The organism is Bacillus sp. MMSF_3353 (assembly GCF_030733445.1).
Taxonomy (GTDB): Bacteria; Bacillota; Bacilli; order Bacillales; family Bacillaceae_G; genus Bacillus_A; species Bacillus_A wiedmannii.
Map to the genome: position 1 here is coordinate 243,516 of NZ_JASHJA010000006.1, position 15,002 is coordinate 258,517.

General features: G+C 35.4%; 17 protein-coding genes. 15 read left to right on the forward strand and 2 right to left on the reverse strand.

From position 1 onward, the window contains the following. The first annotated feature begins 65 nt into the window (after nt 1–65). The 15 genes from flgB (at nt 66) to RBB48_RS16755 (ending at nt 13,186) form a co-directional block, all read left to right on the forward strand. Nucleotides 66–473 (forward strand): flagellar basal body rod protein FlgB, encoded by a 408-nt coding sequence (gene flgB / locus RBB48_RS16685; RefSeq protein WP_001113113.1) that lies wholly within the window; start codon nt 66–68, stop codon nt 471–473. A 20-nt stretch (nt 474–493) separates the two neighbouring features. Next, nucleotides 494–907, forward strand: coding sequence for a flagellar basal body rod protein FlgC (gene flgC, locus RBB48_RS16690; protein WP_000484673.1), 414 nt, complete (start codon nt 494–496; stop codon nt 905–907). 16 nt (nt 908–923) lie between these two features. Further along, nucleotides 924–1,223 (forward strand): flagellar hook-basal body complex protein FliE, encoded by a 300-nt coding sequence (fliE, locus tag RBB48_RS16695; RefSeq protein WP_000701682.1) that lies wholly within the window; start codon nt 924–926, stop codon nt 1,221–1,223. Nucleotides 1,224–1,245: 22 nt separating this feature from the next. Continuing rightward, nucleotides 1,246–2,820, forward strand: a complete 1,575-nt coding sequence (fliF, locus tag RBB48_RS16700) for a flagellar basal-body MS-ring/collar protein FliF (RefSeq protein WP_262719575.1) — start codon at nt 1,246–1,248, stop codon at nt 2,818–2,820. A gap of 13 nt (nt 2,821–2,833) precedes the next feature. Then, the gene (locus RBB48_RS16705) at nt 2,834–3,838 is read left to right on the forward strand and encodes a flagellar motor switch protein FliG (RefSeq protein WP_048561266.1); all 1,005 of its coding nucleotides are present in this window, start codon (nt 2,834–2,836) and stop codon (nt 3,836–3,838) included. Further along, nucleotides 3,825–4,511, forward strand: coding sequence for a FliH/SctL family protein (locus RBB48_RS16710; protein ID WP_088610172.1), 687 nt, complete (start codon nt 3,825–3,827; stop codon nt 4,509–4,511). Before RBB48_RS16705 ends, RBB48_RS16710 begins: the two co-directional genes overlap by 14 nt. After that, nucleotides 4,508–5,812: a flagellar protein export ATPase FliI gene (fliI, locus tag RBB48_RS16715; RefSeq protein ID WP_097908068.1), complete on the forward strand. Its 1,305-nt coding sequence runs from the start codon at nt 4,508–4,510 to the stop codon at nt 5,810–5,812. The genes RBB48_RS16710 and fliI overlap by 4 nt, the downstream gene beginning before the upstream one ends. A gap of 116 nt (nt 5,813–5,928) precedes the next feature. Then, a complete protein-coding gene (locus RBB48_RS16720) occupies nt 5,929–6,339 on the forward strand; it encodes a cytoplasmic protein (protein ID WP_306007858.1) in 411 nt (136 codons plus the stop codon). Between the two features lie 10 nt (nt 6,340–6,349). Then, on the forward strand, nt 6,350–7,465 hold the full coding sequence (locus tag RBB48_RS16725; RefSeq protein WP_306007859.1) for a flagellar hook-length control protein FliK: 1,116 nt from the start codon (nt 6,350–6,352) through the stop codon (nt 7,463–7,465). 3 nt (nt 7,466–7,468) lie between these two features. Continuing rightward, on the forward strand, nt 7,469–8,041 hold the full coding sequence (locus RBB48_RS16730; protein WP_001143481.1) for a flagellar hook assembly protein FlgD: 573 nt from the start codon (nt 7,469–7,471) through the stop codon (nt 8,039–8,041). 21 nt (nt 8,042–8,062) lie between these two features. Further along, complete coding sequence (gene flgE, locus RBB48_RS16735) at nt 8,063–9,376, forward strand: flagellar hook protein FlgE (RefSeq protein WP_306007860.1); 1,314 nt, start codon at nt 8,063–8,065, stop codon at nt 9,374–9,376. A 49-nt stretch (nt 9,377–9,425) separates the two neighbouring features. Next, entirely contained in the window at nt 9,426–9,764 is a 339-nt protein-coding gene (locus RBB48_RS16740) for a DUF3964 family protein (protein WP_000213336.1), read from the forward strand. A 317-nt stretch (nt 9,765–10,081) separates the two neighbouring features. Continuing rightward, a complete protein-coding gene (locus RBB48_RS16745) occupies nt 10,082–10,567 on the forward strand; it encodes a LysR family transcriptional regulator (protein WP_106382795.1) in 486 nt (161 codons plus the stop codon). A gap of 120 nt (nt 10,568–10,687) precedes the next feature. After that, entirely contained in the window at nt 10,688–11,596 is a 909-nt protein-coding gene (locus RBB48_RS16750) for a chemotaxis protein (RefSeq protein WP_064459934.1), read from the forward strand. A gap of 642 nt (nt 11,597–12,238) precedes the next feature. Beyond that, nucleotides 12,239–13,186 (forward strand): DNA-binding domain-containing protein, encoded by a 948-nt coding sequence (locus RBB48_RS16755; protein ID WP_262719593.1) that lies wholly within the window; start codon nt 12,239–12,241, stop codon nt 13,184–13,186. 95 nt (nt 13,187–13,281) lie between these two features. Here the strand turns inward: RBB48_RS16755 and RBB48_RS16760 are convergent, their stop codons facing one another. Continuing rightward, nucleotides 13,282–14,082, reverse strand: a complete 801-nt coding sequence (locus RBB48_RS16760) for a flagellin N-terminal helical domain-containing protein (protein ID WP_262719573.1) — start codon at nt 14,080–14,082, stop codon at nt 13,282–13,284. A gap of 258 nt (nt 14,083–14,340) precedes the next feature. Then, the coding region (locus RBB48_RS16765) for a flagellin (RefSeq protein WP_306007861.1) at nt 14,341–15,002 on the reverse strand (662 nt) is incomplete at its 5' end.

The window sequence follows — 15,002 nt, forward strand, 5'->3', positions numbered from 1 at the left end:
AATAAACAATGAAGTGAAACTTCCATCAGTGGATCTATTAAGGTAGAAAAGGAAGGGTGTGGAATATGCCAGATTTAGTGAGTGATGTAAGCCACTATATGAATTATTTAGTGACGAAACGAAATACTGTTTCTAGTAATATTGCAAATGCGAATACGCCTGGCTATAAAGCACAAGATGTAACATTTGCTGAGCAGATGAGTAAGAGTAGTGCGTTATATAAGAACAATGCGGCTGATTTAAAGAGCAATCCAGATTTATATCAAACGAATGAAATGCACTTACCGACAGTAAATATGAAAAATACATATGCAAAGATTCAAACGAAATCAATGCAAACGAATCAAGATGGAAATAGTGTGGATGTAACGACAGAAATGCTAGATTTAATGAAAGCAAATCAGTTATACGGTATTTCAATTAACGCGATTAATACACAATATGCAATTAACCAAGCGGCACGCGGACGTTAAAAGTAGAAGGAGAGACAACGATGTTTCAGGCAATTAATGCAAGTGGCTCAGGGCTAACGACAGCGAGAAAGTGGATGGAAGTTACTTCAAACAATATTGTAAATGCAAATACAACGGCTGCTCCGGGGGCGGATTTATATGAGCGTCGTAGTGTAGTGCTAGAATCAAACAATAGTTTTGCAAATATGTTAGATGGGTCTCCTACTAATGGAGTAAAAATAAAAAGTATTGAAGCAGATAAAACTGAAAACTTAGTGTATGATCCAACACATCCGCATGCAAATGAAGAAGGATATGTACGTTATCCAAATATTGACGTGACTGCTGAAATGACGAATGTAATGGTTGCCCAAAAAATGTACGAAGCAAATACAAGTGTATTAAATGCGAATAAAAAAATGCTTGATAAAGATTTAGAAATTGGCCGAGGATAAGGGGGAATATAGTAATATGAAAATCCAACCAATGTTAAATACGCAGCCATTTGGAGCAATTCAGTCAATTGGTGCACCGAAAACGTCTCAAACATCTGTAGTTGAGGGGAAAAAGTTTATCGATTTATTGGAAGATATGAATCAAACGCAAAACAATGCGCAAACAGCAGTATACGATTTACTAACTAAAGGGGTAGGGGAAACGCATGACGTTTTGATTCAGCAGAAGAAGGCAGAGTCCCAAATGAAAACGGCTGCTCTCGTACGTGATAATCTTATTGAAAATTATAAGTCACTAATTAATATGCAAATTTAGGAAAGTGGACGGGTGTGTTTAAATGGAAAAGATAAAAAATGTTATCCAATCATTAAAAACGTGGCATAAGTTAGTAATCGGTGCTGCGCTTTTAGCGATTGTAACAGGAGCACTTTTATACTTCACCTTGCCAGATAAATATGTTGTTGTATATCAAAATTTAAATGATACAGATAAGCAAGAGATTACAGCAGAATTATCGAAGTTAGGTGTCGATTATCAATTAGCGGCCGATGGTTCGATTCGTGTGCAAAAGAATGATGCTCCATGGGTTCGAAAAGAAATGAATGGAATGGGCTTACCGTTTAATTCTAAAAGCGGTGAGGAAATTTTATTAGAAAGCTCGCTCGGTTCAAGTGAGCAAGATAAAAAAATGAAGCAAATCGTCGGTACGAAAAAGCAATTGGAGCAAGATATCGTAAGAAACTTTGCGACAGTTGAAACGGCGAATGTTCAAATTACATTACCTGAAAAAGAGACAATTTTTGATGAAGAAAAAGCAAAAGGAACAGCGGCAATTACTGTAGGTGTGAAACGTGGCCAATTATTAACTGCAGATCAGGTTGCAGGTATACAGCAAATGATTAGTGCAGCAGTTCCAGGTGTAAAAGCAGAAGAAGTAAGTGTGATTGATAGCAAAAAAGGTATTATCTCAAAAGGAGCAGATGAAGCACATTCTACTAGTTCCTCTTCTTATGAAAAAGAAGTAGAGATGCAGCAACAAATTGAAGGTAAATTAAAGCAAGATATTGATGCAACATTAATGACGATGTTTAAACCGAATGAATATAAAGTGAATACGAAAGTGTCTGTAAACTATGATGAAGTTACACGCCAGTCAGAAAAATATGGTGATAAAGGTGTACTTCGTAGTAAACAAGAGCAAGAGGAAAGCTCTACTGCGCAAGAAGGAGCAGATACGAAGCAAGGTGCTGGTATTACAGCGAACGGTGAAGTGCCAAACTACGGTACGAACAATAATCAAAACGGTAAAGTTGTCTACGATAATAAAAATGGTAACAAAATTGAAAACTATGAAATAGATAAAACAGTTGAAACAATTAAAAAACATCCAGAATTAACGAAAACAAATGTTGTTGTATGGGTAGATAATGATACGTTAGTAAAACGAAAAATAGATATGACTACTTTCAAAGAAGCAATCGGCACAGCTGCTGGGCTTCAAGCTGATCCGAATGGAAACTTTACAAACGGTCAAGTTAACGTTGTAACTGTTCAGTTTGATCAGCCGAAAGAAGAGAAGAAGAAAGAACCAGAAGAAAGCGGCATAAACTGGTGGTTATTCGGTGGGATTCCAGCTGGTTTATTAGCGATTGGTGGTCTAGTATGGTTCTTCTTAGCAAGACGTAAGAGAAAGAAAGAAGAAGAGGAATATGAAGAATACTTAGCAGAAGAGGAAATTGCTGCAAGTAATGAAAGTATCATGGAAATTCCTGAAGAAAAAATAGTACCAGAGCCAAAACCAGAACCAGAAGAACCGAAAGAACCGACGTTAGATGAACAAGTGCATGATGCTACGAAAGAACATGTAGAAGGTACTGCAAAAGTAATTAAAAAATGGTTAAATGGACAGTAAGGGAGGAACAACGATGTTAGATGAAATCTCCTCCAAAGAAAAAGCTGCCATCCTTATTCGTACATTAGAAGAAGGGGTGGCAGCAAAAGTCATTGAATATATGACGGCTGAGGAAAAAGAAGTATTACTTCGTGAAATCGCGAAATTTCGTGTATATAAACCAGAAACGTTAGAAAATGTACTAGGAGAGTTCTTGTATGAATTAAATGTAAAAGAATTGAACCTAGTGACTCCAGATAAAGAATATATTCGTCGCATATTTAAAAATATGCCAGAAGACGAACTGGAAAAATTATTGGAAGATCTTTGGTATAACAAAGATAATCCGTTTGAATTCTTAAATTCACTTGCAGATTTAGAACCACTTCTTACTGTACTTAATGATGAATCGCCACAAACGATTGCGATTATCGCTTCTTATATTAAACCGCAGCTCGCTTCTCAATTAATTGAGAGACTACCAGATCATAAGCGAGTAGAAACGGTAATGGGTATTGCGAAACTAGAACAAGTAGATGGTGAATTAATAAATCAAATTGGTGATTTATTAAAATCAAAATTAAATAATATGGCATTTAATGCAATTAATAAAACAGATGGCTTGAAAACAATAGTAAACATTTTAAATAATGTTTCACGAGGTGTTGAAAAAACAGTCTTTCAAAAGCTGGATGAAATGGATTATGAGCTATCTGAGAAAATTAAAGAAAACATGTTTGTATTTGAAGACTTACTCGGACTTGAAGCTCTTGCACTTCGTCGTGTATTAGAAGAAATTACAGATAACGGTGTTATTGCGAAAGCACTTAAAATTGCAAAAGAAGAGATTAAAGAGAAATTATTTACATGTATGTCTTCAAACCGTAAAGAGATGATTCTAGAAGAATTAGATGGCTTAGGACCGCTTAAGATGACGGATGCTGAGAAAGCACAGCAAACGATTACAGGCACAGTGAAAAAGCTAGAGAAGGAAGGAAGAATTATCGTTCAAAGAGGTGAAGATGATGTCCTTATTTAAAAACAGAATTCCGAAGAATTCTGTTTCTTTTTCTGAAGAAACGTATGAATTACAATTTCCAAAACCAATACCAGTTCAAGTAGAAGAAGAAATACAGGTGGACCATGAAGAGCTTCTTGCACAGCAACAATCATTACATATTGAGCTGAATCAACTAAGGCAAGAACAGCAAATGCTAGAACGAGAGCGTCAACAGCTATTGCAAGATAAAGAGCAATTTCAAACGCATATTCATGAACAAATGGAACAGATGGAAGTAGCGCGTATGCAGTTTCAACAAGAACAACAAGAAACAGCATATGAATGGACAGAGTTATTATGGGATCAATCTTTTCATCTAGCAGAAAAAATCGTGAATCAAGCAGTAGATTCACGATTGCTTGATGTGTTACCCATTTTAACTGGTATCGTTCAAACGTTGCCTACTTCGTTTGAAAAATTAATCATTACCGTACACCCAGAAACATTTGAACGTATTCAAGAAGAGAAGGAAAATACGAAAGAGTATTGGTTACTACAATTAGTAGAATGGAAATATGATTTCTCCCTGCAGTTCGGTGAATTTGTTTTGGAGGAAGAGAAAGAGTTTTTTGAATTTAAGTTTGCACCTATATTTGCGAAACTTCGTCAGAAATGGGAAGAAGAGAAGTTGTTTGAGGAGCAAAATGTATGAACAACAAGCTCATAAATGAACAGAATAAGTGGAATACGTTTATCGAAACACCGTTTTATACGAAAATTGGTAAAGTTCATAGTGTACAAGAACAGTTTTTCGTAGCGAAAGGACCGAAAGCGAAAATTGGCGATGTTTGTTTCGTTGGAGAACATAATGTTTTATGTGAAGTAATTGCGATTGAAAAAGAGAATAATATGTTACTCCCATTTGGACAGACAGAAAAAGTATGTTACGGGGATTCCGTTACATTAATTGCAGAAGATGTTGTTGTACCTCGTGGTGATCATTTACTTGGAAAGGTGTTAAGTGCGAATGGTGAAGTGTTAAATGAGAACGCTGAAAATATTCCACTACAGAAAATAAAATTAGATGCCCCCCCTATCCATGCATTTGAGCGTGAAGAGATTACTGATGTATTTGAAACGGGAATAAAGTCCATTGATTCTATGCTAACAATTGGTATCGGTCAAAAGATTGGTATTTTCGCTGGGTCTGGTGTTGGTAAATCTACTTTACTCGGAATGATTGCGAAAAACGCAAAAGCTGACATTAATGTTATTAGTTTAGTAGGAGAACGTGGCCGAGAAGTAAAAGACTTTATTCGAAAAGAATTAGGTGAAGAAGGAATGCGAAAAAGCGTCGTTGTTGTAGCGACGTCAGATGAAAGTCACCTAATGCAACTTCGTGCAGCGAAACTTGCAACGTCTATTGCTGAATATTTCCGTGATCAAGGTAATAACGTACTACTTATGATGGACTCTGTTACTCGTTTTGCTGACGCGCGTAGAAGTGTTGATATTGCCGTTAAAGAGTTGCCGATCGGTGGTAAAACACTCTTAATGGAAAGCTATATGAAGAAGCTGTTAGAGCGCTCTGGGAAAACACAAAAGGGATCCATAACAGGTATTTATACCGTACTCGTTGATGGAGACGATTTAAACGGCCCTGTACCAGATTTAGCGCGTGGTATTTTAGATGGACATATTGTATTAAAACGTGAGCTTGCAACACTTAGTCATTACCCTGCTATTTCAGTGCTAGACTCAGTGAGTAGGATTATGGAAGAAATCGTTTCGCCAACTCATTGGCAACTTGCAAATGAAATGAGAAAAATCTTATCTGTTTATAAAGAAAATGAATTGTATTTTAAATTAGGAACGATTCAAGAAAATGCAGAAAATGCTTATATTTTTGAATGTAAAAACAAAGTAGAAGGTATAAATACGTTTTTAAAACAAGGTCGATCTGATAGTTTCCAATTTGATGATATTGTTGAAGCGATGCACCATACAGTATAAGACCTCTGCCCAAGAGGTCTTATTTTTTTGTTTTTTAATATTTCACAGATTTTTTTGGAAAAAAACTATATAATAGAAAAAGAGAGCGTTATAATAGGAAGGGGCTATGAAAACAGGTGGATAAGCAGCAGTACGACACGATAAGATTGCAAATAAATCAAGAAAAAGAACAGATTTTGAAAGAAGTGTATGAATTAACAGGTGAAAAAAGAAAAATAGAACAAAAAAAAGAATATGATTTATATGTAGTAAAATCGCGTAGTAAAGTCGTACAAACTGGGCAGCGTATAATGGCCGGTATGCTTTCGTCACATACGTTTTCACCTGAAAGAATAGAAGAATGGAATCGGAAAATTAAAAAAACGGAAGATTTTATTCAAAAAAATGAAAGCCTTTTAGAACAGGTAAAAGAAAAAGAACGTGTCATTGATGAGATGTATCAAGAAGATTGTAGAAAGCTTGCAAAAGTACGAGAAAAGCAGGAAGAAAAAATGCTTCTTGATTTGAAAATGTGTATGAATGGATGAGGTGAATATAGTGATACAGTCTGTATTACCGGTGCAACAAAGTTTACCTCCGCAAAAAGAAAAAGGGCTAGAAGTACAATCAAAAAGTGAAGATTCTTCATTCGATCGTACGATGAGAATGGAAAATAAAAAGCAGCCGAAAACGGAGAAAATGAAACAAGAAGAAGCACCAAAAGAAGAAAAAAAAGAATATATTCTTTCTAAACAATCAGTAACGAAAGAAGAGCCAATTGTAAAGAAAGAAGAAAAAAAAGAGACAGAACAGTTACTATTAGCTGTATCTGAGCAAATGGTTGCAATTGAGCAATTACGTGTGCAACCGGAATTGTTATATCAATACATACAAAAAATACAAGGGCTATATAAAGAATATGGGAATATAAAACTTAACGAATTACCCGCCAATGAATTACAACAGTTGCAAGAGCTTCTTTCAAATATGAATATCAAAAATGCTATATGTTTAGAAGATACAATGCAAATGGCGTTAGATAAAGTGAAGATGCCAGAGCAAACGATGCAAGTATTGAAAGTTGTAGAAACAGAAACTTGTAATATCGCAAAAAAACAAGAAGATTCCAAAGACTTAGATGTAGATCTTCCAAAAGCTGAGGGCGATGATGTAAAGATAGAGTTGCCGGAAGGTGATGTGTTAAACGATTCGAGTTCAACGGGTGCGGAGTTGCTAAATAAAGCAACGGGTACGGATCAAATAGGAAAATCAAATAGTGGCGCTGAGAAAGTTTCATTGCCTGATTTAGGAAAGAAAATGGAAGCGCAAGTAGAAGCATTGCAAAAATTTGTAGTGAAACAAGAGCGTGTTTTATTTCAGTTAAATCCAGAAAAACTTGGTACATTAACAGTGTTTATGAAAAAAAATGGAGATCAAATTGATGTTCACGTAGAAATGGAAAAACATGATGCGAAAAAACGTGTTGAAATCATTTTTGATGAATTGAGATTGAAGTTAAAAGAAAAAGAAATCAATATTCAAATTAGCTATTCAGATAAAGATGAAAATCGAAAAGAACAGCGAGAACAAGAGCAAAGACAAAAACAAAAATTAGCAAGTACGAAACATGAAAAACAACATGCAAAAGAATTTGCGGGATTATTGGAGGAATAAAGTGTGCCAACAGTTGGATTAAATACAACGAGTACAAATCATATTCCGTTACAAGCAGGAGCACAAACAAAAAACGCATCTGTTACTGGTGCACAGTCGACAGCTCAACAAGCAAACGGAGTATCAGCAAGTACTCAAAAAACACCCGGTATTATGGATAAAGATGATTTCCTGAAACTTTTCTTAGCAAGCTTTCAACATCAAGACCCGTTTAATGCGATGGATATGAACCAAATGATGAACCAAACAGCACAGCTATCTCTTATGGAGCAAGTACAGAATATGACGAAAGCAGTAGATAAACTGCAATCAACGATGTATTCGACGGCTCTTGATGGAGGGATGAAGTTTTTAGGAAAGTACGTTAGAGGTGTAAGCAATAATGGAAAGCAAGTGACTGGTCAAGTGGAAACAGTTCGGCTTGCTGAAAATAACGATGTGCAACTTATTGTTGATAATCAAGTTGTCTCACTTCGTTTCATAGAAAGGGTTTCTGATAAACCGATAACAGAAACTAATCCGGAAGATGAGAAGAAAGATGATATAGAAAAAAATGAAGAGGTTAAGCCAGATTAATAAAAGGAGTGTACAAAGGTTATGATTAAAGCGTTATATACAAGTATTACAGGGATGAATGCAGCACAAAATGCATTAAGTGTTACTTCAAATAATATTGCAAATGCACAAACAGTTGGATATAAAAAGCAAAAGGCTATTTTTGATGATTTGCTATATAATAATACGGTTGGTTCACGTGGTGATGGTGCTTATGCTGGCACGAATCCAAAGAGTATTGGTAACGGTGTAAAGTTCAGTGGGACATCTACAGATTTTAGTGATGGTTCTATTACTTTAACTAGTGATAAGATGGAGACAGCGATAGAAGGAAACGGTTTGTTTTTAGTTGGTGATCGTAACGGTGGAAATGTAGAGTATACGAGAAAAGGGTCTTTTGGTGTATCGAAAGATAGCTATGTTACAAATACAGGTGGACAGTATGTGCTAGGTTATGGTGTAAAAACAGGAACACAAGAAGTAGATTTTTCTTCACGACCAAGCCCAATTCATATTCCAATGGGATCAGCTGTTGGTGGGATTCAAACAGATAAAGCGACAATAGGCGGAAACCTTCCTAGAAACCAAAATGCATTATCTCACGAATTCACAGTTTTTGATGCGGAAGGGAACTCGTTAACGTTACGTGTAAATATTAAGCAAAAGACTACAAAAGAGACTGTAGATGGTAAAGAAGTTGAAAAGCCAGTGCCAGGCGAATATACATATACAGTTTCTGTAAGGAATGATTCTAAAAACGAAAAAGAATTTAAGCCTGTCGAAGGCATGACGGGCGAAAAAAATCTTAAATTTGATACGTTAGGAAATTTAAAGGAGACAGATGAACCTGTACAAAAAGATCCAGTAACTGGTGAAATTACTAAAGGTGGATCCATTAAAATTCCTTTTGGCAATGGTCTAACACTTGATTTAAGCGGATTAACAAATTATCCGACAGGGAAAACTATTTCTACAACAGAAGTAACGGGGCGCCCAGCTGCAATTGCAAATGACTACTCTATTTCTGACGGTGGTTTCGTTATGATGAAATATTCGGATGGTAGTATGAAAGTTGTAGGACAACTAGCTATAGCTACATTCCCAAATTCAGGTGGATTAATGAAAACTGGGAATGGAAATTACGTTGCGACACCATCAGCGGGTATTCCGGGGATAGGTGTTGCTGGTGAGAATGGTGCAGGTAATGTACGAGGATCAGCAAAAGAAAGTTCAAACGTAGATTTATCCGTAGAATTTGTTGATTTAATGCTTTATCAACGTGGATTCCAAGGAAATGCGAAAGTAATTAAAGTTTCAGATGAAGTATTAAATGAAGTTGTAAACTTAATTCGATAATATATCATAAAGTAAAATTGTAATGTAGTAGAAAGGGTTTTTTATTCGTATGACGACAAGACAAGAGCGAATTTTACAATTGCCTTTTTTCGAAAATAAACGTGAACTTGCTGAGCAAGTGTTAAAAATGGAACGAGAAGAGCATATATATTTACCTGATCAATTTGAAATTAAGCAAGTACCTCCATATTCATTTGGCGAAAAGCAGTCAATCATTGGCCGTATTCATGAGTTTTATTTCGTAAGTGTTGGTAGCGAAGGAGAATGGAAGTATCAACTGTTTAAGGACGAGATGAAGTGCCGTGAGTTTTTTATTACACTATCAGGGATAACGGATCAGCAGATTGCATTTTGGTTCAATAACATCGAGTTGTTGAAAAGCTCTTAAAAAGATCTAAAAAGACCTTAAAAGCTCTTTTTAGGGTTGAAGAGAGGACCCAGCGTTGTTTTGGAGCGGTTAGTGCCTAATAGGGCCTCGACTGGTGTGTAAGGACAGAGGTATGGAGAGTTACTAGGGTAGTATAAGAAGAGGTAAGCGAAGTTTGGTGTGAATAAACAGTTATGATCCAGACGAGCTGCTAGTTGTAAGAATAGAGCTATGGAGGCGTACTGAGATGGTGGGGATGAGATAATCATTTCATAGTAGGTCAGTGCCTTTTGGATAGTTTATGGTGATAGATTTTAATAAAAGGAGAGGTGAGGAGGATGGCGCAGAATAAGTATCGCGTTACATTCATTTCGCCGAGTGAGGTTGAGCAGCGGACTGTAATGGCGGCGAGTAGTTTGCCGGATTTAATTCGTAAAGTAGAGAGTATTATTGCAGATCCGAACGGTTATTTTGTAAATGATAAAAAAAATAATTGCTATTTTAAAGTGATTAAAGAAAATGTTACATTTATTCAATATGAGTTACTATTTTCGGATAAGGAAATTCATATTGAAAAATTAAAACATATAGCACCATCTATATTGAAACAATTATTTAAAAAAATAAATGATCCAGAATTATATGCGCTTGCGCTACTTGATGTTGATATAGCGACGAAAGAATATGTGCTAGAAGAAATGGATTCGGAGCTAAGAATAAGAGTAGAAACGGAGCTTTCGAAAAAGTGGGAAGCACTGCCGACAGAAATTGTAGGAGCACAAGAAGTATTATTAGAGGCACTTGCTTCTTTTATACAAGATTAAGCGTGTTTTAAAATAAATCGTTCGACTATCTATATTTTTCATATAGGTAGTTGACTTTTTCGGTTTAATAAAGCTTAATAATTAGATATACGGAATTAATGGAAGGGGAGCGACACCTTTATGTCACAAGCACAAAGTATTTTATTAGAAAGTGGAACAAATGAATTAGAGATTGTCACATATACTGTTGGTGAAAACCTATTTAGTATTAATGTAATGAAAGTACGTGAAATCATTAATCCATTCCCTGTTACAACTGTTCCAGAATCTCATCATGCAGTTGAAGGTGTTGTTCAAGTACGTGGTGAAATTTTACCTGTTATTAATTTAGCAACGGCTCTTAATTTAAAATCAACAAAGCCACTTGATCAAACGAAATTTATTATATCTGAATTAAACCAAATGAAAGTTATTTTCCGCGTTGATGAAGTGCATCGTATTCAACGTATTTCGTGGGAACAAATTGATGAGCCAGCTTCATTATCTATGGGACTAGAGGAAACGACATCTGGTATTGTAAAGCTAGATGGAAAAATCATCTTACTATTAGATTACGAGAAAATTGTATGTGAAATTAGCGGTACTGGCTATGACAATAAATCACTTGCAGGTTTAGAGCAAAAAACGGATCGAGCTGAAAAAGTTATTTATATTGCAGAAGATTCAGCAATGCTTCGTCAAATATTAGAAGAAACATTATCATCAGCTGGATATACGAAAATGAATTTCTTCAGCAATGGTGCAGAAGCATTAGCACAAATTGAAAAGCTAGCGAAAGAGCAAGGGGAAAAAATGTTTGAACATATTCACTTGCTAATTACTGATATTGAAATGCCGAAAATGGATGGACATCATTTAACGAAAGTAGTTAAAGATAGTGAAGTAATGAATCGTTTACCAGTCATTATTTTCTCTTCATTAATTACAAATGAATTATTCCATAAAGGCGAAGCTGTAGGAGCAAATGCGCAAGTAAGTAAGCCAGATATTCAAGAGTTAATTGGTTTAGTTGATAAGTTAGTGTTGTAAGAAAAGCGTTTTTTTTTAGCTGGAATAGAGGAACTAGCTAGGTATGGCAGCGGTCAGTGCCTAATAGAGACACGTGCGATGTAAGACTAGTATGGAGCATTTTTAGGTAATTGGGACGAGAGAGCCGCCAAGATAGTTTTAGAAGAAGTGAGACTTCGATTGAGGATTTGAAGTCTCGGTTTATAACTCTATTCTGTTAGAAAGGGGAAGGAATTAGCCATGTGTAGCATTGGCTAGTTCCTTTTTAGTATTATATACTTTAAAGTGGTAGAAAAATGAAAGGTGTCTGGGTTGTTTGTCGCTGTATGTGTGAATAATCTTCATTTAGAGATTTTTGATTTAAAAATATAAGCGAACATATTTTTTGATTACTTTAGTAACATTTTGTGGTAACGCAAATTTTTTCGGTGAAAAAACATCCAAAATACCATATAATATAATTAAATGTAATTAATATGCAATTTTACATATTAATAAAAAACATTTTCCAAATTTTTATACTTTCTATACATTTTTGTATGTTTAATATTTGACAGATAATTTCGAAATGTTATAATATGGATATGTAAAAATTGCTATTTTCTGAGAAGACATGGGAGTCAGATGAGAATTGTGAAAGGATGAGGGGGAGTGACACAGATTATGTATCACCACACAGCAATCAATGTATTAAGTCTTTTACAAAACATGTCAAATAATAAAATGAACGATGTGCAACTAGAAGAGGAATTTAAAAAAATAGAGAAACAATTCCGAGTAGAGTATGAAGAATTAGTTGATTTATATAATAGAATGGTATTATTTCAAATAGATATAGAAAAAAATGGTGGGATGCGAGCATATGAAAAATCTACAATTACATGGCTGAAGTCTGAGCTAGAGTTACTGTATGAAGTGTATCAATTTTCCCAACGTCACGGTTTAAACATTATTAATATTTCAAAATACATTAGTAAAAAAGAACTAAATCTTTTTCCAAAAACAGCAAGTCAATTGCAAAATACGTATTACAAATTAAAAAAATGTGAAATACCGTTTGAAAATATTGAAAAACAAAAACCAGGACGAAAGCGAAAATATACGCCTGTAAAAGAATCAATTGTTGAAATGAAAAAAGAAAACAAACAAGAATTAAGAAATGAAGTTCCAAATACAGAGAACGAAAAAAGCCTTGTAACAGTTATATCTGGTATTGTTGATAATTTTGAAACGATTAGCCAGTGTAGTGAAAGAAAAGAGCATGAACTACATCAGTTCATGGAAGGAATCTATAAGCTTTCTAGCATGGCTGCAGAGCGTTCAAAAGATGAAAAGAATGCTCGTGGTCTCGAAGGCGAATTACATGTATTACGAGCTGAAAATGAAAGGCTAAAACGAGAAAAGGAAGAGCTTGTTCATGATATAAAAGAAATGACGCATCATTTAATTCATTTCATTACGAGCTCTGATATTAATCAAATTCGCACATTACCTTTCTTCGTAAAAGAATGTAAACAAGATTTGCATAAATTAGGGTTATATAACGCACAAGACGGTAAAATGAAAATTATGGTTGATCGTAGTGGGCAGGTTATGACTGTAACGCAGTAATAAAATTTGGGTACAAAATAAAAGGGAGATACATAGTTTATATGTATTTCCCTTTTGTTTTGTGTGGAATCGTTCCAAAAAAGGAAGATGAATGTTTACGATTGTAGTAATATAGAAACCATTTGCGGTATTTGATTAGCCTGTGAAACCATACTGAGCGCAACTTCAGTTAACAATTTAAACTTTAAAAAATCGCTCATTTCCTGCGCCATATCCGCGTCTTCAATTCGAGAAGAAGCATCTGTTAGGGCCATACTTTGACTATTTAAATTTTCAATATTAAACTGTAAACGATTCATCATAGCCCCAAGATCAGCACGATGAAGTGATACATTTTGCAAGGCCTCTTCAATTTTACGAACCGCCGCTCTTGCTTCTTGTTCTGTTGAAATCTTGATGTCATGTTGTGTAGGGGAAGGGGGAATATGTTTCGTCATATGTACTGTATGACCAATATCATCTAACGTAATAGGGCGGATTTGTCCATTGAATACGGATAAATCATTAAACTCAGTTGTCTCACCAATATAGCCAATTTGTTCTGTTAAAGATTGAAACTCTTTATTCAGTGAATCACGGTTTTTATTTGAATTTGTACCGTTCGCAGATTGAACAGCTAAATCACGCATACGCTGTAAAATATTCGTCACAGTTTGAAGGGCAGCTTCTGCCATGCGAAGCATCGATATCGTATCTTCATTATTACGAATTGCAGCGCGCATACCACTTGCTCTCGCATGCATACGAGTCACAATTGCAATATTAGCGGGATTATCAGAAGCATTATTTAATTTCTTACCAGTTGCCAAATGCTCCATCGCAACATTCATACGTTTCTCATTCTCATACAACGACTGCCTAGCATTCATACTCAAAACATTCGTACCAATACGCATAATAGACACTCCTTATAGATTGATATAGTCGGTATCTTTTAATCTAATAAACAGTTATGGAAGGATAGAGGGGCTTATGCTTATTTACTGTTTGTGTTTTAACATAAGAGGGGGTCAAGATAAGCACTGACCGCTTCTAAGCATCGGGGATACTCTCTTCCACATAAAAAAGAAAGTTTTATAAATAATCTATCTATATAGAAAAAATAAACCTCTCCGCAAGCAGAGAGGTTTATTCAGGAAACTAACTCAAATGGCTTATTGTAATAATTTAGAAACCATTTGAGGAGTTTGGTTAGCTTGAGAAAGCATGCTGATACCAGCTTCGTTCAAGATTTTGAACTTAGTCATTTCAGACATTTCTTTCGCCATGTCAGCGTCTTCGATTTGAGAAGCAGCAGAAGCCATGTTAGTAGCTTGGCTAGTTACGTTGTTTAAGTTATGGTCTAAACGGTTTAATTGAGAACCGAAAGTTGCTCTCGCATCAGCAACTGCTTGGATGGCAGTATCAATTTTAACCATTTCATCTTTTGCAGTAGTTACATCTGTTAAAGTACCCAACTTATCACTTGTAATATCCTTTGTATTGATAGCTGTGATATCAAGTGTATCATTTGCAGCATCAGAAAGTTGAATTTTAATATCTTTACCGCCACTGGCTGTGTCTAGGAATGCATTGCCGTTAAAGTTTGTTTTTTCAGCGATATGGCCAATTTCACCTTTTAATTGCTCATACTCTTTGTTTAAAGAAGCTGTATCTTTTGTGTTATTTGTACCACTAGCAGCTTGCGTAGCAAGATCACGCATACGAAGTAAGATGTTAGAAATTGAGCCTAATGCTGAGTCACCAGTACGTAAAGCAGACATAGCGTCTTGTGTGTTACGTGCTCCAACGTTTAATCCGCCTTCTTTTGCACGCA

What these genes read in the sequence shown, in the direction of transcription:
- flgB (WP_001113113.1), top strand. Translation starts at nt 66, where the DNA reads ATGCCAGATTTAGTGAGTGATGTAAGCCACTATATGAATTATTTAGTG.
- flgC (WP_000484673.1), top strand. Translation starts at nt 494, where the DNA reads ATGTTTCAGGCAATTAATGCAAGTGGCTCAGGGCTAACGACAGCGAGA.
- fliE (WP_000701682.1), top strand. Translation starts at nt 924, where the DNA reads ATGAAAATCCAACCAATGTTAAATACGCAGCCATTTGGAGCAATTCAG.
- fliF (WP_262719575.1), top strand. Translation starts at nt 1,246, where the DNA reads ATGGAAAAGATAAAAAATGTTATCCAATCATTAAAAACGTGGCATAAG.
- RBB48_RS16705 (WP_048561266.1), top strand. Translation starts at nt 2,834, where the DNA reads ATGTTAGATGAAATCTCCTCCAAAGAAAAAGCTGCCATCCTTATTCGT.
- RBB48_RS16710 (WP_088610172.1), top strand. Translation starts at nt 3,825, where the DNA reads ATGTCCTTATTTAAAAACAGAATTCCGAAGAATTCTGTTTCTTTTTCT.
- fliI (WP_097908068.1), top strand. Translation starts at nt 4,508, where the DNA reads ATGAACAACAAGCTCATAAATGAACAGAATAAGTGGAATACGTTTATC.
- flgE (WP_306007860.1), top strand. Translation starts at nt 8,063, where the DNA reads ATGATTAAAGCGTTATATACAAGTATTACAGGGATGAATGCAGCACAA.
- RBB48_RS16740 (WP_000213336.1), top strand. Translation starts at nt 9,426, where the DNA reads ATGACGACAAGACAAGAGCGAATTTTACAATTGCCTTTTTTCGAAAAT.
- RBB48_RS16745 (WP_106382795.1), top strand. Translation starts at nt 10,082, where the DNA reads ATGGCGCAGAATAAGTATCGCGTTACATTCATTTCGCCGAGTGAGGTT.
- RBB48_RS16750 (WP_064459934.1), top strand. Translation starts at nt 10,688, where the DNA reads ATGTCACAAGCACAAAGTATTTTATTAGAAAGTGGAACAAATGAATTA.
- RBB48_RS16755 (WP_262719593.1), top strand. Translation starts at nt 12,239, where the DNA reads ATGTATCACCACACAGCAATCAATGTATTAAGTCTTTTACAAAACATG.
- RBB48_RS16760 (WP_262719573.1), bottom strand. Translation starts at nt 14,082, where the DNA reads ATGCGTATTGGTACGAATGTTTTGAGTATGAATGCTAGGCAGTCGTTG.